General features: G+C 54.3%; 23 protein-coding genes. 14 read left to right on the top strand and 9 right to left on the bottom strand.

The window, feature by feature from the left end; translation table 11 throughout:
* Together VEI96_03245 and VEI96_03240 are read left to right on the top strand one after the other, a co-directional pair.
* Positions 1–578: GGDEF domain-containing protein (locus VEI96_03245; protein ID HXX56997.1), on the top strand; the 578-nt coding region annotated here is incomplete at its 5' end.
* A gap of 181 nt (positions 579–759) precedes the next feature.
* The gene (locus VEI96_03240) at positions 760–1,671 is read left to right on the top strand and encodes a hypothetical protein (GenBank protein HXX56996.1); all 912 of its coding nucleotides are present in this window, start codon (positions 760–762) and stop codon (positions 1,669–1,671) included.
* Between the two features lie 12 nt (positions 1,672–1,683).
* Here the strand turns inward: VEI96_03240 and VEI96_03235 are convergent, their stop codons facing one another.
* A complete protein-coding gene (locus VEI96_03235) occupies positions 1,684–2,223 on the bottom strand; it encodes a YbhB/YbcL family Raf kinase inhibitor-like protein (protein ID HXX56995.1) in 540 nt (179 codons plus the stop codon).
* A gap of 128 nt (positions 2,224–2,351) precedes the next feature.
* On the opposite strand from VEI96_03235, the gene VEI96_03230 reads away from it, so the two are divergent.
* The 3 genes from VEI96_03230 (at position 2,352) to VEI96_03220 (ending at position 4,623) form a co-directional block, all read left to right on the top strand.
* On the top strand, positions 2,352–3,140 hold the full coding sequence (locus VEI96_03230) for a DUF1189 domain-containing protein (GenBank protein HXX56994.1): 789 nt from the start codon (positions 2,352–2,354) through the stop codon (positions 3,138–3,140).
* 126 nt (positions 3,141–3,266) lie between these two features.
* A complete protein-coding gene (locus VEI96_03225) occupies positions 3,267–3,713 on the top strand; it encodes a thioredoxin domain-containing protein (protein HXX56993.1) in 447 nt (148 codons plus the stop codon).
* A 70-nt stretch (positions 3,714–3,783) separates the two neighbouring features.
* Positions 3,784–4,623, top strand: a complete 840-nt coding sequence (locus tag VEI96_03220) for a restriction endonuclease (GenBank protein ID HXX56992.1) — start codon at positions 3,784–3,786, stop codon at positions 4,621–4,623.
* Between the two features lie 32 nt (positions 4,624–4,655).
* Here VEI96_03220 and VEI96_03215 read toward each other — a convergent pair whose 3' ends face one another.
* Complete coding sequence (locus VEI96_03215; protein HXX56991.1) at positions 4,656–5,948, bottom strand: hypothetical protein; 1,293 nt, start codon at positions 5,946–5,948, stop codon at positions 4,656–4,658.
* Between the two features lie 220 nt (positions 5,949–6,168).
* Positions 6,169–6,378, bottom strand: coding sequence for a twin-arginine translocase TatA/TatE family subunit (locus VEI96_03210; GenBank protein ID HXX56990.1), 210 nt, complete (start codon positions 6,376–6,378; stop codon positions 6,169–6,171).
* A gap of 205 nt (positions 6,379–6,583) precedes the next feature.
* On the opposite strand from VEI96_03210, the gene VEI96_03205 reads away from it, so the two are divergent.
* Positions 6,584–7,201, top strand: coding sequence for an HD domain-containing protein (locus tag VEI96_03205; protein HXX56989.1), 618 nt, complete (start codon positions 6,584–6,586; stop codon positions 7,199–7,201).
* On the opposite strand, the gene VEI96_03200 is transcribed toward VEI96_03205, so the two are convergent.
* The 3 genes from VEI96_03200 to VEI96_03190 all read right to left on the bottom strand — a co-directional run bounded on the left by VEI96_03200 (position 7,198) and on the right by VEI96_03190 (position 10,682).
* Positions 7,198–8,409, bottom strand: a complete 1,212-nt coding sequence (locus tag VEI96_03200) for an NADP-dependent isocitrate dehydrogenase (protein HXX56988.1) — start codon at positions 8,407–8,409, stop codon at positions 7,198–7,200. The two genes, VEI96_03205 and VEI96_03200, sit on opposite strands and share 4 nt — an antisense overlap.
* Before the next feature lie 107 nt (positions 8,410–8,516).
* Positions 8,517–9,458 carry an FAD-dependent oxidoreductase gene (locus VEI96_03195; protein HXX56987.1) on the bottom strand — a complete coding sequence of 314 codons (942 nt, stop codon included), beginning with the start codon at positions 9,456–9,458 and terminating at the stop codon, positions 8,517–8,519.
* A 93-nt stretch (positions 9,459–9,551) separates the two neighbouring features.
* On the bottom strand, positions 9,552–10,682 hold the full coding sequence (locus tag VEI96_03190) for a radical SAM protein (protein HXX56986.1): 1,131 nt from the start codon (positions 10,680–10,682) through the stop codon (positions 9,552–9,554).
* A 112-nt stretch (positions 10,683–10,794) separates the two neighbouring features.
* Between VEI96_03190 and VEI96_03185 the strand changes: the two genes are divergently transcribed.
* The 8 genes from VEI96_03185 (at position 10,795) to VEI96_03150 (ending at position 17,264) form a co-directional block, all read left to right on the top strand.
* Complete coding sequence (locus VEI96_03185) at positions 10,795–11,370, top strand: 2-oxoacid:acceptor oxidoreductase family protein (protein HXX56985.1); 576 nt, start codon at positions 10,795–10,797, stop codon at positions 11,368–11,370.
* The gene (locus VEI96_03180) at positions 11,367–11,660 is read left to right on the top strand and encodes a 4Fe-4S binding protein (GenBank protein HXX56984.1); all 294 of its coding nucleotides are present in this window, start codon (positions 11,367–11,369) and stop codon (positions 11,658–11,660) included. Before VEI96_03185 ends, VEI96_03180 begins: the two co-directional genes overlap by 4 nt.
* Positions 11,661–12,839, top strand: a complete 1,179-nt coding sequence (porA, locus tag VEI96_03175) for a pyruvate ferredoxin oxidoreductase (GenBank protein HXX56983.1) — start codon at positions 11,661–11,663, stop codon at positions 12,837–12,839.
* A gap of 1 nt (position 12,840) precedes the next feature.
* Entirely contained in the window at positions 12,841–13,800 is a 960-nt protein-coding gene (locus VEI96_03170) for a thiamine pyrophosphate-dependent enzyme (GenBank protein ID HXX56982.1), read from the top strand.
* Positions 13,801–13,856: 56 nt separating this feature from the next.
* Positions 13,857–14,348 (top strand): roadblock/LC7 domain-containing protein, encoded by a 492-nt coding sequence (locus VEI96_03165; protein ID HXX56981.1) that lies wholly within the window; start codon positions 13,857–13,859, stop codon positions 14,346–14,348.
* A gap of 12 nt (positions 14,349–14,360) precedes the next feature.
* A complete protein-coding gene (locus tag VEI96_03160; GenBank protein ID HXX56980.1) occupies positions 14,361–14,948 on the top strand; it encodes a GTPase domain-containing protein in 588 nt (195 codons plus the stop codon).
* A gap of 23 nt (positions 14,949–14,971) precedes the next feature.
* The gene (locus VEI96_03155) at positions 14,972–15,286 is read left to right on the top strand and encodes a carboxymuconolactone decarboxylase family protein (protein HXX56979.1); all 315 of its coding nucleotides are present in this window, start codon (positions 14,972–14,974) and stop codon (positions 15,284–15,286) included.
* Between the two features lie 127 nt (positions 15,287–15,413).
* The gene (locus VEI96_03150) at positions 15,414–17,264 is read left to right on the top strand and encodes a PAS domain S-box protein (GenBank protein HXX56978.1); all 1,851 of its coding nucleotides are present in this window, start codon (positions 15,414–15,416) and stop codon (positions 17,262–17,264) included.
* Positions 17,265–17,270: 6 nt separating this feature from the next.
* Here VEI96_03150 and VEI96_03145 read toward each other — a convergent pair whose 3' ends face one another.
* The 3 genes from VEI96_03145 to VEI96_03135 form a co-directional block, all read right to left on the bottom strand.
* Positions 17,271–18,293: a chemotaxis response regulator protein-glutamate methylesterase gene (locus VEI96_03145; GenBank protein HXX56977.1), complete on the bottom strand. Its 1,023-nt coding sequence runs from the start codon at positions 18,291–18,293 to the stop codon at positions 17,271–17,273.
* Positions 18,272–19,174: a protein-glutamate O-methyltransferase CheR gene (locus VEI96_03140; GenBank protein HXX56976.1), complete on the bottom strand. Its 903-nt coding sequence runs from the start codon at positions 19,172–19,174 to the stop codon at positions 18,272–18,274. The genes VEI96_03145 and VEI96_03140 overlap by 22 nt, the downstream gene beginning before the upstream one ends.
* A 5-nt stretch (positions 19,175–19,179) precedes the next feature.
* On the bottom strand, positions 19,180–19,966 hold a 787-nt coding region (locus VEI96_03135; protein HXX56975.1), incomplete at its 5' end, for a HEAT repeat domain-containing protein.

Below are 19,966 nucleotides of genomic sequence, written 5' to 3'. Positions count from 1 at the left end.
GATCCCGTGACGAACTTGAGATGAAGGTAAGGGAACGTACCAAGAATTTGGAGCGTGAGATCGATTGGCGCAGGCGGATTGAGGAAGAATTACGGGCCTTGTCTCTGACCGACGAACTGACCGGTCTCTGTAACCGCAGGGGTTTTTTCAATCTCGTTGAACAGGAGTTGAAGATGGCCGCTCGCCTAAAAAGAGAAGTCTTCATGCTCTATGCCGACCTCGATAATCTCAAGACTATCAATGATACCTTCGGCCACAGTGAAGGTGATCAGGCGTTAATCGGGACTGCGAAGATCCTGAGAGAGACCTTTCGGGACTGCGACATCGTTGCCCGCATCGGCGGGGATGAGTTTATGGTTCTCCAGATAGGCATCACGGGTGACAATATGGAGGCGGTCGCTGCACGATTGCAAACGGGCATTGAGACCTACAATGAGCAAAGAGAACATAATTACAGGCTTTCGCTGAGTTTCGGCGTATCCTATTACGATCCGGAAAACCCCTGTTCTGTCGATGAACTGCTCCATCGCGGGGAGAAAATGATGTATGAGCAGAAGATGCTGAAGAGGTTTGCCTGACGCAAGGCTATTGCCTCCTCCTGATATCGGGAATTACAGAAATTCCTCTTCCAACGATCGATACCATCGGACAGTCACCGCAAGGTGGTCGGTCTGTCTTTCATGGGAAAATTGACAATATGCTCCGTCAAATCCTAGACTAAATCAAGGTTGTATGATCAAGACAACGAAGGACGACGCGATGAAAAGAGCTCTCTTGTCAAGAGCTGTAGCAGCGATCCTATTTCTTCTCCTGTCGGTGACGATTCCTGCAGAATCGCAGGGAGGACAGGCAGAGGCGCCTCCGATAGGACAACCCCTGGTGCGTGAGGGCTCGTTTGCGGTCAGGCTCGTTTCAGAACTCGGCATTAGCACGACAGAAGACGAGGTCGAGGCTGAGAGCTTACTCGGTTCAGCCGGTATCGCACCACGGAACGGATGGATCGCCGATTATCCCGTAACGCCCGATATTGTCGGTGAGGTCCGCCAAGCGGTCAGCGAGGCGGCCGATTCAGGCAGACTCCAGATCGGAGGGGCCGACGCCATGAGGGCGTTTGAGAATGTCGTTGCTGAAAGCTCCTTGCCGCTCAGGCCCTACAGGGAAGGTGAGAGGTGCGAAGCCGCTCCGAGATGCGAAAATTACCCTAACCCCGGAGGGATAGACGACTACTATACGAGCGAAGGCCCGCCGATCGTCACTTACTACGCGCCACCGCCGGCATATTACGCACTCTATGCCTGGGTCCCTTATCCGTTCTGGTGGACCGGCTTCTGGTTTCCGGGTTTTTTTGTTCTGCACGATTTTCACAAGGTCGTTGTTCTGAACAGGAGGGTCACCGTCGTCACCAACCATTTCACCGACGTGCAGACTCACAGGACCTTCAGGATCGATCCCGTAGGCAGATTTAACGGAAGGACCTTTGCCGGTATCGGCGCCTCTCACTCAAGGGGCTTCATCTCGACGGGAATCCCGAGATCGCCTGAAAGGGTCTTCAATCGCGCCTACCGACCGGAAGGTGTCGGCAAGTCCTCGAGACCGTCTACCGGCGGAGGCGGAAAAGTCATCCATCCCCAGGGCGGAGGCCGTCCCTCAGGGGGCATGCAGGGGAGATAGGAACGCCTTTTTCTACTTTCTCTTATAGAGCCCTATGATCTGGGCCTGCGCGATGAGATGCCCCTTCATCGCTTTTTCGAGATCGGCCTTCTTTGCGTTCGCGCCGAGATCAAGGAGGGCATCTAGGGCGTAGAGCTTAAAGAAATAGCGGTGTGTGCCCGAAGGCGGGCAGGGTCCTCCATAGTCATGCTTCTTGAAGTCGTTTATCCCCTGAAGGGCTCCCCTTGGTACCGCGTCCTCCCTTATCTCGCCTGTTCTGGGGTCCATATTCCAGACCACCCAGTGGACCCACATGCCCATCGGCGCATCAGGGTCATCAACGATGAGGGCCAGCGATTTTGCTCCTGAAGGGACATTCTCGAACAGGAGGGGAGGATTTATATCCATCCCGTCGCAGGTATATTTCTCCGGAATGCTTCCGTTGTTTTCGAACGCCTTGCTCGATATCTTCAATGCATCCATCTTCATTCCCTCCTTGCCAAGGGCCGCATTTGTAATAAAAAAGAGGAACGTCAGGACTATTCCTATAATCCCCATGCCTCTCAATCTCATCTCGTCTCTCCCACGAAGCACCTGTCATCAAGTTCATTATACCAGGGTTATGCGAGACGGCAAGGTTCTGCAGGGGCTCTCTTCCTTTGCCGATTTTTTGCAAAATGAGGTACAATCGAGATACGGTTATGAGACGGTATACGACGGTCCATCCCTTATTCATGTCATTCTACTCACGGTCTCTCTATCGGGATGTGGGAAAGAACTGGAGGAAGATATCCTTTCTCTATCTCCTCCTCCTGACGGCGGTCTGTACGATACCTTTCGTATTCAAGACACATTCCCTCGTCTCCGGTTACCTCTCCCGGGAAGGTCCTAAGATCGTGGAACAGATACCGGTCATTACGATTACGAAGGGAACGGTATCGGTAGACAAACCGATGCCCTATGTGATTAAGGACCCGGAGAGTAACGCGCCTCTCGCGATTATCGATACGACGGGGCAGGTAACGTCTCTCAAGGGCTCCCCAGCTATCGCCCTGCTGACAAAGAGAGAGCTGATAATCAGGAGGGGTCCGACAGAGACGTGGCCCTATGATCTCTCAGAAATCGAAAACCTCGTCATTGACCGGTCCAGGATGTATGACTGGATGGAGACCTTTGTCGGGACCTTCGCCTATGTCCTCTATCCCCTTGCACTCCTCTCGTCTTTTCTCTTCAGGACTATACTGGCCCTGTGCCTTGCGGTATCAGGTATGTTCTTCGCAAGGAGGCTGAAAGTTTCCCTCGGTTATCGGGCATGCCTGAGCCTCGCGATAGTATCGATGACGCCGACGATTCTTCTCAATACACTGCATACTTATTTGGGGATGAGAATTCCCCTCTCCTGGCTCATAAGTACGCTGATCTCCCTCGGCTACCTCTACTTTGCCGTCAAAGCGAATTCAGGGCCGGAGACCTCAGAAACCGTCCCTTAGGAAGGTTTTATCGTTCCTTACAGCAGACTTCTTCTCCTGTCGAGCCTTTCCTCCAAAAGCAAATGAAGATATAATAATGCATGAAGATGACGGCTCATAATGGCGTGGAGGGGAAAGGGAGGGACTGTGAACGATAAAACGGTACTCCTGCGGTGCAGATCGTGCGGGACCCTCAACCGCCTTCCCGCAGACAGGATATTTGAACGGCCGAAATGCGGCCGATGCAAGAACATCCTCGATTTTCCGAAGGCGCCCGTAGAAGTGACGGGACATACCTTTGAAGAGGAAGTCTTGAAGTGGCCCGGTTCCGTCCTCGTCGAATTCTGGTCCCCGCAGTGCGGCATCTGTACCGCGATAGAGCCGTTCATCGGGAAGATAGCGAGTCAGAAGGCGGGGAGGTTGAAGGTTGCTATGATCAATATCGCGAAAGAATGGCTGCTCGCGAACCGTTTTGACATACGCTCAACGCCTGTATTTCTCGTCTACAAGAACGGCAAAAAGGTGGATGAACTCTATGGAGCCTTACCGAAGCTGCAGTTAGAGGCCTGGATAGAGTCTGCCACGGGGGGTTAGTCGAACCGCGATGCCACAGTAAGGGCGGAATGGCATGTCAGCAAAGGAGAGAGGGGCATAGGACTTCATTGTGGCTAAGACCGTAACAAAATCATCGGGTAGGGACGAGGCATTCGACGTCAGAAAGCTTGCCGATTCCCTTATCCGTTCAGGGGCATCGTCTGATGCTGCCTTTGCGATAGCGGAGAGGGTAGAGAACGAGATCGGTCCGTCGTCCCACACACGGCACATCTTCAAGCTTGCGAAGAGATTGTTGAAACAGCAGAACCACGTCTCCGGCATGAGATATTCCCTCAAAAGGGCTATCTTCGCGCTCGGACCGTCCGGCTATCCCTTCGAGAAATACTTTGCGAGGGTGCTGAAGGCCTACGGATATGCCGTGGAACTGGACAAGTTTATCGAGGGATACTGCGTCACTCATGAAGTCGACGTCGTCGCACACAAGGATGACGAGCATTTCATGATAGAGTGCAAGTATCACAACGAAGGGGGGAAGCCGACGGACGTCAAGATAGCGCTCTATGTCCATTCACGGTTTGCGGACATTAACAAGGCGTACGAACTGAAGCGGCAGGCCACGATGATGAGTCAGGGCTGGCTCGTGACGAATACCCGCTGCACAAGCGATGCGATACAATACGCCTCATGTGTAGGGCTGAAGATCGTGAGCTGGCGGTATCCCGAGAAGGAGAGCCTCGAGACGATGATCGAGGAAAAGAGACTCTACCCTGTCACCATCCTGCCGTCGGCAAGAAAAGACGCTCTCGAGGTACTTTTCCGAAACGACATTATCCTCGTAAAGGACATCGCCGATACGGACGAAGAGTTGTTCATAGGAAGGAGCGGACTCGATAGAACCGCCGCGAAACTGCTGAAACAAGAGGCCGATAGGCTCTGTCCCTGCCTCTAAATGTCCCGGGTCGGGACAAAGAGGCTCGTAGATCAGTGTCTGAAGACCCTCTGACCGGTAAAGACCATAGTCACCTTGGGATCTGCCTCGTTACATGCCGTGATCACCTCAAAATCCCTTTCCGAGCCGCCGGGCTGGACGATCGCCGTGACCCCCTCCTTTATCCCGACATCGACGCCATCCCGGAAGGGGAAAAAAGCGTCTGATACCATAGTCGAGCCGATGAGACCGCCCCTGTTCCTCTTTGTCTCTTCATCGATCTCACGAAGTCCGGAGAGATCCCTCTTGCCCTGCGATGCCTCGAATTCAAAGGTCTTGTAAGGCACCCCGTGCTTTCTGAAACAGAGTGCGTCGGCATACTTCGTGTAGGCCTTAAATACTGCTATCTCTGCGACGCCGACGCGGTCCTGCTCCCCTGTCCCGATTCCGACGGTCACCCCGTCCTTCACATAGATAACGGAATTCGACGTGATACCCTGTTCAACGTTCCAGCCGAAGAGCATGTCATCATATTCTTTCTCCGTCGGATGGCGTTTGACATCGTACTCTTTTCCCTTATAGAGGGTCTTTGCGGGGAGAAAGTCGTCCTTCGTCCGTATCCTGTTTATCTGGGACTGCTGTATAATGACGCCTCCGTCTATCAGTGACTTGAAATCGAGGAAGCGGAAGGATCGGTATCTCTCGAGCCGGTTCATCCTCCCGACCTTGACTATCCTGAGATTCTTCCGTTTTGAGAGGATATCTAATGAGCCTTCTCCGAATTCCGGCGCACCGACGACTTCAAGGTAGTTGCCTGCCACCATCTCAGCGGTTGTTTTGTCGAATACACGGTTGACAACGAGGCATCCGCCGAAGGCAGCTATCCTGTCTGCCATGTTCGCCCTGTCATACGCTTCGGCGATCGTTTCCCCGTAGGCAACCCCGCAGGGATTATTGTGTTTCATGATCGCGGCCGCGGGCCTGTCCGAAAGGTATTTCAGGATATTCAGAGCATTATCAAGGTCGGTCAGATTCGTCTTTCCCGGATGCTTTCCCGCCTGAAGCATGTCGGCCTCGGTTATGCTGCTCACAAGGCCGTTGCCCGGTTCGATGAACCTGCAATCTCCGAGGACGACATTCCCCTGCACGAGTTCATAGAGCGCAGCCTGTTGATCGGGGTTTTCGCCGTAACGGAGGCCTTTTTCGATAAGCTCGCCGGTCTTTTCATCAGGTATCGTCCACGCCCTTTTCGCGTAGACGAGGGTCTGATCTCCGAACGTCACCGTCATCTTTGCCGGGAAATCGTCATCCATAATGGTCTTGTAGATCTGCTTCAACTCTGACATCCTGCCTCCTTCACGGTATCTTTTTCGTTCGTGATTGCGGCGATCGACGGCTGAAGAAATGTATTCGCTATCAGGGAACTCCGGCACGTAGCGCGAGAGATCCGGCCGGAGCATTCTCTTCGAAACGGAATGAAAGCAACGTCAGGAGGCGAGGAAACTTCCCCCTGAAAGGCAAGCATAGGGTTTTCTCTTACGGGTTTCTCTGACTTCTCAGGTATCGTTAAGCCTTCTTCCCGGTGACATCATCGCTGTCTGTCTCTTTTTTCAACTCAATCGCCGATTCCTTGTCTTCACCGGAAAGGGCCTTCTTGAACTCCCGTATGCTCTTCCCAATCCCTGAACCAAGTTCAGGAAGCCTGCCCGGGCCAAAGATGACGAGCGCGATCACCAGGATGATCAGCAGATGCATCGGCTGAAACAATCCTCCCATATCATCCACCTCCTTTCTCGGATATCTTTTCTATGATAACGAAAACCGTCTGAAATCGCAACGGCCTGTCAGCAAGGTCTCTTCCGCTTCCGACTTTTTCCGGATCCGTCGGAAAAGGGAATATTCTTTAAGAGGACAGGGAGGCCGCGTTTTTTGTAAAATAGAGGCCGAATAACTAATTATCAGCCGTTCTTATGGAGACCCAATGAAAAGGATCGCGAATTTCTTGTTTGAGGCAGGCATGCTCAAGCGCACCCCGAGAACGGGCTTCCAGTTTCTCGGCTCCGGCTCCGAATCCGTTGCGGAGCATATCTTCAGGACCGTTTATGTCGGCTACACTCTCGGTCGCCTCGCAAAAAAGGCGGACACGGACAGGATCATAAAGATGTGCCTCTTCCATGACCTTCCCGAGGCAAGGACCGGGGACCTGAATTACGTGAACAAGAAATATGTCGAAGCGAACGAGGAGAAGGCCGTGAATGATCTCGCCGCAACCCTTCCCTTCGGTGAAGAAATCAGGGGACTCATCATCGAGTTCATCGAGGGCAAGACCCTCGAGGCGAAGCTGGCCTATGATGCGGACCAACTCGAGATAATCCTCGCCCTGAAAGAATATAAGGACCTCGGGAATACCTATGCCGATGAATGGCTCGCCTTTGCTACAAAGCGCCTCAGGACGGAGACGGCGAGGAAGCTTTCCGAAACGATCCTCCAAACTGATTCCTCACTCTGGTGGTTTTCGGACAAGAGCGACTGGTGGATCAAGGGCGGTGAAAAAAAGAAGAAGCGCCGGAAGAAGGGCTCGATCAGGGAGAAGACTTAGAGCGCTTTCCTCAGCCTCTCCGCCACGGCATCAATAAACTCTTCGGTAAGGGCATATTGTTCGACCTTCGGCTCGGCGATGAGCATGAGGTCCTTTGTCATGATTCCCTCTCGGACCGTTTCTATCACCGCGCGTTCGAGGATCGTCGCAAAACGGACAACCGCAGGAGTATTGTCGAGCTCTCCCCGCTTTGCCAGGGCTCCTGTCCAGGCGAAAATAGAGGCCACGGAGTTCGTGGATGTCCGATTCCCTTTCAGGTGTTCGTAGTAATGTCTCACGACCGTGCCGTGGGCTGCTTCGAACTCATACTTCCCGTCGGGTGATACGAGAACCGAGGTCATCAGCCCGAGACTCCCGAACCCTGTTGCGACCATGTCGGACATGACGTCACCGTCGTAATTCATGCAGGCCCAGAGCATTCCGCCTTCGGACTTCATCACCTGCGCGACGGCATCGTCTATGAGGAGATACCGGTAGCGTATCCCGCTTTTTTCGAGTCTCTCCCTGACCTTGCCTATCTCCTCCGCAAAGATATCTCTGAAAAACCCGTGGTACTGCTTCGAAATGGTGTCTTTCGCCCCGAACCAGAGGTCGGTCTTCTCGCCCAGTGCATATTCTATGCAGGCCTGGGCAAAGCTCCGAATCGACGCCTCGGTGTTATGCATACCCATGATGACGCCGCGGCCCTTGAAGTCATGGATTGTTACGGTCTTCTTTTCACCGCCTCCATCCGGAATAAATACGAGTTCTGCTCTGCCGGGTACATCGACGACGAACTCCGCATTCTTATAGATGTCTCCGTATGCGTGGCGGCCGATGATTATCGGTTTCTTCCATGTCCGGACAGCGGGGGGGATATTCTCTATGATGATCGGCTTTCTGAATACCGTCCCGTCGAGGATGGAGCGGATCGTACCGTTCGGGCTCTTCCACTGTTGCTTCAGGTTGTATTCCTTGACTCTCTCCGCGTTCGGGGTTATCGTTGCGCACTTCACTCCTACCCCGGTCTCCCTGATGGCATGGGCTGATTCGACTGTTATCCTGTCGTCTGTTGCATCCCGGTGGCCTATGCTCAGGTCATAGTAGCGGATCGGAAGATCAAGGAACGGCATGATGAGTCTCTCTTTTATCGAGAGCCAGATTATCCTGGCCATCTCGTCGCCGTCCATCTCGACTATCGGATTCTTTACGGTAATCTTAGAAAACAAACCGGGCCCCCTCGTTCATTGAGATGACGTTATCCTGAAACAAAGCGTGCGACTGCAACCAGTCATAGCAGGGCTATCGGTAGAAACGGTTTGAGCCAGCCCGAAACCTATTTCGCCCAATCATATTTGTGTCTCTTCCGATGATGGATGAACTGCTCGGCAGAGAGCGCGGCAATACAGCCGTTCGATGCGGCGATGACTACCTGCCTCACTTCGGTGCAGATCACATCCCCTGCCGCAAACACACCGGGGATCGAGGTGGCCATCATTCGATTCGATATGATACACTCCTCCTCGCTCAATTCGATGCTCTCCCCGAGGAAATCTACAATCGGCTTCGAACCCTGGAGGTATACAAAAACCCCTGAGAGTTCGAGATCGCGCTCGATCCGATCACTGTCTGCCATCCTCACGCTCCCGACAGCCTCGTCGCCTTCTATGGAGATGACGCTCTGTCCCGCCAGTATCTTGAGGTTCTCCATCTTCAGGGCGGGATGGTCGTCAACCTTGATCTTCTTAGACGGCGAGATGAGATACACGGTCTCGGCAAACCGCGTCAGGAGCCCCGCTTCTTTAACCGCCTCTTCAGAGTCACCGATGACGCAGACGACCTTGCCGCGGTAAAAGGCGGCGTCACATATGGCACAGTAACTGACGCCCCTCCCAAGAAATTCAGCCTCGCCCTTTATCGTCGGCTTTCTCCCCATGGAACCGGTAGCGATGATAACCGTCTTCCCCCTGTACGTCTCATCCAGGGTATAGACCTCTTTTATCTCATCCTCAAGTCTCACTCCCACAACCTGTTTTTCGAGGTACTCGGCACCGAACCCGATCGCCTGCTCCCTGAAGATATCGAGAAGTTCCTTGCCGCTCAGGGGTTTTGCGAGCCCGGGGTAATTCTCGACCTTGCTCGAAAATGCGAGGGCACCCGCGGTCGGCGATTTGTCAAGCACGACTGTGCTGAGCTTCGCCCGTGCGGCATACTGGGCCGCACTCAGACCGGCGGGACCGCCGCCGATGACGATTGCGTCATAGACTCTATCCGGCATAGGCCCCCTGCTTATGATTCGTTGACGTGATGATGCGTGACCTCTTCCGCGACCACCGGAGAGCGCCGGCCATGTTCCGACCGCAGCATGATCTCATGCGAATACCTTCACGATGTTGTAGCCGGTGTCCCTCTGAGCCGGTTTAAAGCCCGCAGACCTTATGGCACCGATTATATCCTTTTGCGATACGCGATGGCTCACCCCTGTTGCCGCAACGACATTCTCCTCGATCATGGTCGAGCCGAAATCATTGGCGCCGAATCTCAAGGCGACCTGAGCGAGCTTCACCCCCTGAGTTACCCAGGAGGCCTGAATGTTTTTGATATTATCGAGATATACTCGTGAAAGCGCGAGCACCCTGAGATAATCGACCGCCGTGGCAGCATGCATCTCCAACGCGGGCTCATGTTTCTCCCGATCCCCCGCTTTCCGCCCTTTTCGCACTCTCTTACCGGAAGCAGGGGAGGGGAGGGCCTGCCGGCTCAACTCCGTATTCCCCGGCTGAAACGACCAGGGGATAAACGCGGTAAAGCCGCCGGTCCTGTCCTGGAGATCCCGTATGCGATCGAGGTGCTCAATGATATCTTCCGGCTTTTCGACGGACCCGAACATCATCGTCGCCGTAGTGCGCATGCCGAGACGATGAGCCTCTTCCATCACCCGTACCCAGGAAGCAGATTTAATCTTTCTCGGGCTGAGGATCTCCCTCACCCTGTCCGAGAGGATCTCGGCGCCTCCCCCCGGCATGGAATCGAGGCCTGCCTCCTGCAAGATTTTCAGGGTCTCCCTGACGGTCAGACTATGTTTGTCCGCAAGGTAGGAAACCTCCGGGGGGGAAAAGCCGTGAATGGTTATGCTGTATCGTTCCTTTATGGATCTCAATAAATCCGTGTAATAATCGAGATCGAGCTCGGGGTGGAGCCCGCCCTGGAGAAGGATCTGCGTGCCGCTGAGGGTGATGGTCTCGTCAATCTTCCTGAAGAGCTCATCATCCGAGAGGATATAGGCTTCGGTGCTGTCGAGGTCCCTGTAGAACGCGCAGAACTTGCACCGGTTGATGCAGACGTTCGTATAGTTGATGTTCCTGTCGACCACAAACGTCGCAATCCCCGAGGGGTGCAACTCCCTTCTCACGGTATCGGCCATCTCACCGAGTTCGAGAAGATCGAAGTCCCTGAGGTAGGACAGACCGGCCTCGTGGGTTATTCTCATATGCATCGGCATGGTATCGTCATGAAATTTGAGAAATTATACCAGTCCCCTGGCACAAAATACTATTGCAAAAAAAACGAGGTCTTCGATAAAATAAAAAACTTATCTTTTCTGGAGGGATACCATGGCTGATACGGTTGAGATACGATGGCACGGCAGGGGAGGGCAGGGAACGGTGACCGCCGCGAAGGTTCTCGCAGATGCGTGCCTGAGCGGTGGAAGGCACGTTCAGGCTTTTCCCGAGTACGGTCCTGAGCGTTCGGGTGCTCCGCTGCGGGCTTACAATAGGGTGAGCGACAAGGAACTCCGCTTGCACTGTCCGGTCCTCCATCCCAGGGTCATAGCGGTTACGGATGCGACGCTCCTCGATGGTGTCAATGTGGCTGAGGGCGCCAGGGAAGATGCCACCTTCATCGTCAACACGGCGAAAGAACCCGCCGAGATACGCGCAAAACTGAACCTTCCGAAGACACAGAGGGTGGTTACGGTAGATGCAACGAAGATCGCCATCGACTGTTTCGGAAGGGCCTTGCCCAATTCGCCGATGCTCGGGGCGGTCTGCAAGGTTACTGGACTGACAACCCTTGACTCTCTCATTGATGATGTGAGAAAAAGTTTCGGGAAGAAGTTTTCCCAGAAAATAATAGACGGCAATGTCGAGGCGACAAAGAGGGGCTTTGCGGAGGTGAAGGAAGGATGAAACAGAAGGGCTGGAGAGAGTTGCCCCTCGGTGCGGTTGTGACCGAGCCCGGCAGTTCTGCGAAATTCACGACAGGCTCATGGCGGGCGTTCAGGCCGGTTTGGAAGCCGGAACATTGTATCCAGTGCCTCTTTTGCTGGATGTTCTGCCCGGACATGGCGATAAAGGTGAAAGAGGGGAAGAGGGAAGAGTTCGACTATGACTACTGCAAGGGGTGCGGCATCTGCGCCATGGAATGTCCCGGCAAGAAAGGTCAGAAGGCTATCGTGATGGTAGAGGAGGGCAAATAGATGGCAAAGATTGTAGCGGTTACCGGAAATGAGGCGATCGCCAACGCCCTCAGGCAGGTGAACCCCGATGTCTGCGCGGCCTACCCCATAACGCCGGCGACGGACATTATGCAGCGGTTTACCAGTTTTGTGTCCGACGGCGGGGTGGACACGGAGATGATTCTCGTGGAGAGCGAGCACAGCGCCATGAGCGCCTGCGTCGGCGCGTCGGCAGCCGGCGGAAGGGTGGTAACCGCCACCTCATCCCAGGGACTCGCCCTCATGTGGGAGATCCTCTTCATCGCCGCAGGCGACAGGCTGCCCATCATCATGCCCTTGGTGAACAGGGCACTCTCGGCCCCCATTAATATTCATGGAGACCACTCGGACGGCATGGGAGCACGGGATACGGGCTGGATCCAGATCTATTCGGAAAACGCCCAGGAGGCGTACGACAACACGATTCAGGCATTCAGGATCGCGGAACACCCTGAAATACGGCTCCCCGCGATGGTCTGCATGGACGGCTTCATCATTAGCCATTCCATCGAGAGGCTCGAATACCTCGATGACGACACGGTAAAGAATTTTGTCGGTGAATACAGGGCCGCTCATCCCCTCCTCGATACGGATCATGCGGTAAGCTACGGGCCCCTTATCCTCTCGGATCTCTACATGGAATACAAGAGGGCCCAGCACGAGGTCATGACGAAGGTCGGCAGGGTGGCCCTCGAAGTCGCCGATGAATTCGCAAAGATATCGGGACGAAGATACGGACTCTTCGAGTCATACCGCCTGGATGATGCGGAGGTCGCCCTCGTCCTTCTCAATTCCGCGGCCGGGACAGCAAAGGACGTTGTGGACGAATTCAGGGACAGGGGTATCAAGGCCGGTCTCCTGAAGCCAAGGTTCTTCAGGCCTTTCCCCTATGAGGAGATCGCTTCGGCCCTGAAGAGCGCTAAGGCGATAGCCGTCCTGGACAGGGCCGACTCTTTCGGAGGTTTTGGTCCCCTCCATATGGAGATCGCGTCGGCGATGATGATGAACGGCAAGAAGCCGGCGCTCATCAATAAGATATACGGTCTCGGCGGGAGGGACTTCCTACCCGAGCACGCCGAGATGGTACTCTCCGAACTGGTTGAAATCGCGAAGGGGGGCAAGGTGAAAACGTTCAAAGAATATATAGGAGTGAGGGAATAAGATGTCTACCACCGCAACAACAACACTCAGCCTGAAAGAGCTCTCGAAGAAGGAAGGCCGCCTTACTCACGGACACCGGATGTGTTCGGGATGCGGGGCGCCGATCGTCGTGAAGCAGGTCCTCCTTTCGACCGATTATCCCGTCGTTGCGGCGAATGCGACAGGTTGTCTCGAGGTCTCGACCTGCATTTCCCAATATACCTCATGGAAGATTCCCTGGATACACAATGCCTTCGAAAACGCAGCTGCCACCCTTTCCGGTGTCGAGACGATGTACCGGGCTCTCAAGAAGAAGGGGAGGATAGACAAGGACATCAAGTTCGTCGCCTTCGGGGGTGACGGGGGAACCTACGACATCGGGTTTCAGAGCCTCTCGGGCGCGATGGAGCGCGGCCATGACATGCTCTATGTCTGCTATGACAACGGGGCGTACATGAATACCGGGATACAGCGCTCCAGTGCGACCCCGATCGGGGCAGATACGACTACCTGCCCCGTAGGAAGTTCCGTCAAGGGGAAGATGCAACCAAGGAAGAATCTCACGAGGATCATGGCCGCGCACGGGATTCCCTATGTTGCGCAGGCATCGCCGTCCCACTGGAGGGACGCGATGGCAAAGTTCAGAAAGGCCTTCGACATACAAGGCCCGAAATTCATCAATGTCATTGCGCCCTGTAACCGGGGATGGAGGTCAAGGACCGATGACGCTATTCTTCTCTCGAGACTCGCTGTCGAGACGTGTTACTGGCCCCTCTATGAGGTCGAGGGCGGTGTGACGAAGATAACGTTCGAGCCGAAAGAGAAGAAACCTCTCGAAGAATTCATGAAGCCGCAGGGAAGATTCAAGCACCTCTTCGCTCCAGAGAATGAGTGGCTCCTCAGGCTCTCCCAGGAAGAGGTCGACAAGGAGTGGGAAAGACTGAGGAAAGAGGCCGGGGGGTCGTCGGGAGAAAGACCCTAAGATTCCGGTCGCGGAGAGTTGATATAATAGTGACAATATGCTATTTTTGATGTGTCATGGAATCGAATCTGGTAATGTACGAAGGCGAGTTCCGGCGCATTGACGAAGAACTCCGCAAATTATACCAACAGACCAATGCAAAAGTCCTCTTTCTCATCGACAAAAACGGACAACTCATCGCTTCTGCGGGAGATACGTACAACCTCGACACAACCGCCCTCGCATCCCTGACCGCGGGCAACATCGCAGCCACAGGCGGTATCGCACGGCTCCTCGGAGAGCGGGAGTTCACCGTCCTTTTCCATGAAGGTGACACGGACAATATCCATATCACGCTTATCGGTCAGCGGGTAATTCTCGTAGTGATATTCGACCAGAGGTCTTCCCTCGGTCTCGTACGGCTGCGGGTGAAAAAGTCCTCCGAGGCGATCGCGAAGATATTCGAAGAGATAGCCGCGAAGGCGGACAGGGAAAAGAGCGAGGGAAGGTTGGACGAGTCTCCCTTTGCTGAGATCAGCGATGAGGATATCGATAATCTATTCAGGTAGGGATAGAGTTCCGTGTCGTTTATAAATTACTCCTCCCGCGAGATAAACTGTAAAATCGTCTACTACGGTCCGGGACTCTGCGGGAAGACCACGAACCTCCAGTTCGTTTACAAGAAGACAAAACCGGAGCAGAAGGGCAAACTCATATCGCTCGCTACGGAGACCGAAAGGACCCTCTTTTTCGATTTTCTTCCTCTCGCCCTCGGAGACATAAGGGGCTTCAGGGTCAGGTTTCACCTCTATACGGTGCCAGGCCAGGTCTTCTATGCCGCCAGCAGGAAACTCATCCTCAAGGGTGTGGACGGTGTCGTTTTTGTTGCCGACTCTCAGATCGAAAGGATGGAGGCGAATATCGAGAGTCTTGAAGACCTCAAGATCAATCTCGCCGACCAGGGCTATGACCTTGAAAAACTGCCCTACACCATCCAGTATAACAAGAGGGATCTGCCGAATGTCGTGCCGCTCACCGAGATCGATGGCCTCCTCAATACGAACAACACTCCATTTTTCGAAGGTGTTGCGGTAAACGGCGCCGGGGTTTTTGAAACCCTCAAGGATGTCGCTAAACAGGTGCTCTTCGAACTGAAAAAGCACTATTAAAGAAACATTCGCGGAGGTGTCCCGTGGAGTATCCGAAAAACTACCAGACAATTCAGAAGAAGTTTTCGAAACTCATGAAGGCGCATGAAGAGGCGGGCAGGCAAGCACGGGAGGCCGGACCTATCGACGCAAAGACGAGCAATCTCATCCAGCTTGCAGCCTGTGTCGCATTGCGCTCTGAGGGGGGAGTGCATTCCCATGTGAAGAGGGCCCTGCAGGCCGGTGCGTCCAAGGATGAAATCTACCATACCATAGCTCTCCTCATCAATACCGTTGGGTTTCCGACAACGGCAGCGGCATTCTCATGGGTAAATGACCTCATGGGGAAGAAGAAGTAAGGGGCAGCGGGGAACGTGTTTTCCTTCTCTTTTCCGCTATCCCGATCACATGAACTATCGACGTTACTCTCCGACGAGCAAGACCGCACGGTTTTTATCATCACCTAGATTAAGAAATCCCTATTCTATGCAGACAGGACATAGTCAGGAAAAGAAAGAAGAGAAAACGCCGGCCAGTCAGGGCCGTCTTCTCGTCGTCGATGATGAAATCGATTCCCTCACGGTTATCTGTGAAATCCTTTCCGAGCTTGGTTATGAAGCGGCAGGGTTCACGTCGGCAAGGGAGGCGCTCGAGACATTAAAGAAACGGTCCTTTGATCTGCTCCTGACGGATCTCGTAATGCCCGGGATGGACGGCGTTAAGCTTCTCCGCGAGGCCCGCGAGATCGATCCCTACCTCCTCTGCGTTATGATTACCGGGGGAGGGACGATCCAGACCGCGGTCGATGCGATGAAGGCAGGGGCCTTCGATTACATATTGAAGCCCATGGAGATCGGCCTGCTGTCATCGACGGTCTCCCGCGCGATGAATGTATGCCGTCTCCAGAGGGAGAACGCGCAACTGCGTGAGTTCCAGAAGGACCTTGTCGAGAGTGCGACGGATGTCATTTATCGCCTTTCGCCGGACGGCGTGATTACGGCCCTTAACCCTGCCTTCGAGGCGATGACCGGCTGGCCACGGGCCGAGTGGATCGGTAAGTCCTTCGTCCAGATCCTCCATCCCGGTGACCTCCCCGTTGCACTCGAGATGTTTCGGAAGGCATTGCGTGGAGAAGTGCCGGCCCCTTTTGAGTTGCGTGTGCGCGCTCAAAGCGGTGAATATCTCGTAGGAGAATTCATAACACCGCCGCAGTTCTCCGATGGAAGGGTCGTCGGGATTCTCGGTATCGCCCGCAATATCACGGAGCGGAAGGCAGCGGATGAGCAGTTGAGAATGCTCATGGATCAGTTGAACGCCGAGAAAGAGTTTTCGGATGCGATACTCAACAATACCCCGAGCGGCATCATGGTCGTGGACGGAGAAGGAAGAATTCTGACGGTTAATTTCCCCGGGGCTGAGATACTTGCAATGGCCCCTGCTGGGATGAGAGGGCAGGCGCTTACGGACGTATATCCTGAGACGAGAGAAATGCTCATCATCGATACCCGTATCGGCAGGGAGACCACCATCACGTTGAGGGACGGTACGACTCGGCCGATCGGTTTTTCGAACTCGCTCATCCCGGGCAAGGAGGGGAACAAGCGGGGAACGGTCATCGTCTTTCGCGACCTGACCGAGATAAAAGAACTCCAGGCCGAGGTAAAGAAGAAACAGCACTTTGAGGCGCTCGGGAAGATCATCTCGGGGGTTGCGCACGAAATCAGAAACCCGCTCTTTGCGATTCAGTCTATTGCGCAGATTCTCGGGAGGGAAATCGAATCCCCGCAGCATCAGGCCCTCATGCAGGCGATCCTCAAGGAGACCTCCAGGATGCGGCATCTCGTTGACGAACTCCTCCTCTACAGCAGGCCGTCAAAACTCAATCTCATCGAGATAGATCTGGACATCCTGCTGACGGAGCTGAGGCACTACATCCAGACAAAGAAGTACAAGGTCAGTCTTTCGGCAGGCCCTATCCCTCCCCTCACTCGCGTCAGGGCCGACAAGGAGAAGTTGATGCAGGTCCTTCTCAACCTTGTCGACAATGCATCGGGGGCAGAGAGCACGAGCATTACGACCGTAGTCACGAGAAGAGATAACAGGGTCAGCATTTCTTTCAAGGATAACGGGACCGGTATTAAGAAGGAAGACATGGAGCGAATATTCGACCCTTTCTTCACGACAAGAAAGCAGGGGACAGGGCTCGGTCTGCCGATCTGCAGAAAAATTATTGAAGACCACGGGGGGACCATCGAAATTCTGAGCGAAGAGGGAGAAGGGACGACGGTTACACTCTCCCTGGAGGCTGCGGGGAGTGAGTCGCCTCCGGAAGCCTAACGAACCTTAGACATTCTTCAGTATCTCCTCGGCCATATCGTTGAGCGGCACGACCTTATCGACGACTCCGCTGTTTATCGCGACCCTCGGCATCCCGAAGATTACCGATGTCGACTCATCCTGTGCCAAGGTGAGACCCCCCCGCTCCCTGATAGTGCCCAGGCCTTTCACTCCATCAGAACCCATACCGGTCAGGATGACACCGATGGAACGACTGCCGTAGGTCTCCCCGACGGACTGAAAGAGCACATCAACGGAAGGCCTGTGGACGAAATTCATCGGCTCGATATCAAGACGAACGGTCCCCCTGCCTTTTCGAACCTTCATGTGAAGCCCCGAGGGCGCGATGAGGGCGAGCCCGGGTTCGATTCTGTCCCTGTCCTCGGCCTCTTTTACACGGATGGAGCAGACGTTGTCAAGGCGCTCTGCAAGCGATGCGGTAAAACCCTTCGGCATGTGCTGAACAATGAGGAATCCCACGCTTGTCCCCTTCGGAAACCTTCGGAGGATCATCTCGAGTGCGGGCGGACCCCCCGTTGACGCGCCGAGCGCTACCACCTCTACGATGCCCTGCGGACTATACCCGGATAAGATTCGGGACTCACACGCGAGCTGTTTCGGGCTGTTGTGTGCTATCGCCTTTACCTTCGCGATGATTTCGGACGTCAGGGCGAGAAAGTCCATCGGTCCCCGAGAAGATTTGTCGACGAAATCCATCGCGCCGAGCTGGAGTGCCTTCAGGGTGAGGTCCGCACCTTCATGGGTAAACTGGGAGAGGATGAGCACCGGAACAGGACAGCGGTCCATGAGTATCTTCAGCGTTTCGATGCCGTCCATAACCGGCATCATGATATCTAAGGTGACTACATCGGGCTTGAGGGAGAGGGTCTTCTCCACCGCCTCCCTTCCGTTCCTTGCCGTACCGACTACGACGAGAGAGGGGTCCGCTTCGAATATCCTTTGAAGCGCCTTGCGAACAAAGGGAGAATCGTCAACAATCAAAACCCTTATATGATGATCTTCGGACATGACCGGGCACCAGACGATGGTTTCTTTCTGTAGACGATGACACCGTCCCGGTACTCGGGGACGAAGAATTGTGACTTGCTGAGAAGACTTTCCGAGGAACCGATGAAGAGATAGCCGTCATCGGCGAGGTGGCGATAGAAATGTTCCGTGATCCTCTGTATTGCCTCATCACTCATATAGATAAAGACATTCCTGCAGAAGATAGCGTCAAACGTGCCCATGCCGCCGAAAGACTCAGGATGGAGGATGTTGCCGTGTCTGAACTGCACACGCGACCGATAGGGCAGCTTCAATATATAGGAGTCGTCCTTCCGATCAAAATATTTTTGGCGGAATTCCTCGTTCCCGTCGAGCAGCCGGAATGAGTTTCTCGTGTATGCGGCGTTTCTTGCCTTCTTGAGGGCATTGTTGTTCACATCGATTCCAAAGAGATTTACATCCCAGCCCCACGCGAAGAGGCCGCTCTCCATGAGCATGATGTTCAAAGTATAGACCTCTTCTCCGCTTGAACAGCCTGCCGAAAGGATCGTAATATCGTTGCGGTTCTCCCGCAGCTTACATCTCTTCATTTCGCTGAGAAGCCCTCCGAATAGAGCGAATCGAGCAATCTCCCGCATGAAATAGGTCTCGTTATTGGTTATATGGGATATAAAACTGTGAAGTTCTTCTTTCGAAGGCTCGGAGATGATCGCGTTGTAATAGTCGCCGTATGAGGAGAGGCCGAGTATCGCGAGCCTGTGAGAGAGTTTCGCCTGAAGGGTCACCCGCTTGTCTCCTTTCATGACGATGCCGACTTCCTTCTCTATCAAGTCAATGAAGAGACGGTACTCCTTTTCGGTCATGATGAGTTCTCCCGCGCCCGCGCCTTTCACGCTCTCCATGTTCATCATAGCTCGAGATCCAGGCTTGATTTACGGGCAGCGAGTCTCACCTCGTCTTCGGGATCGTTGAGCATCCTCTCCAGAATCTCGATGTTCCTGCTCGTGTTTACCCGCCCGACGGCAAGGGCCACTTCCACCCTGACCTCAGGGTCATCGTCTTCAGAAAATTCAAGTAAGCTCGTGTACTCTCCCATCATGGAGAGTATCTTCGCGAGAACGTCTCGCTCCGACCGTCCCGTGTCCTCAAGGGCATCGACGACGGCCTTCCGGGCACCGTCGCCAATGCCGATGATTCCGTTTATCGCGTATTCCTGAAGCTCGTAATCTGTCAGGGCATCGATAAAATAGGGGAGTCCCCTTCTATCCCCGGCCCAGGCTAAGGCGATAAAGGCGATCCTCCTCAGCTCCCGATCCGGCGATTGCTGGAGATCGATGAGGAGCGGAATGAGGCTCGTGAGACATTCGGGCGGCAGTGGTATCCCCTTCCGGTCCGCGATGGAGGCCGCCGCTTTGAGCGCCAACACCCCGAGATCATCGCTGCCGAAAGAGGGTATGAGATATTCTATCGTATGCTCATCGCCGGCCTTCTCGAGTGCTTCAAAGGCGATGCCGCGGTATTCATCCCGTTCGAGGCAGCCGTAGAGAATTTCCCGCGCATCGTCGCCGCCGATGTCTCCCAGAGCCTTTACGCTCGCCATGGCGACCCACGGCTCGTCACGGAGCGTCTCCTTCAGGGCGATTACGGCACCGTCTTCTCCTATCTTTCCAAGGGCCTCGGTACTGGCGAACCTC

The sequence above is a fragment of the Thermodesulfovibrionales bacterium genome (genome assembly GCA_035622735.1).
Taxonomy (GTDB): domain Bacteria; phylum Nitrospirota; class Thermodesulfovibrionia; order Thermodesulfovibrionales; family UBA9159; genus DASPUT01.
Note: the sequence above shows the minus strand (reverse complement) of the source record. Positions and strands in the feature narration are given on the sequence as shown.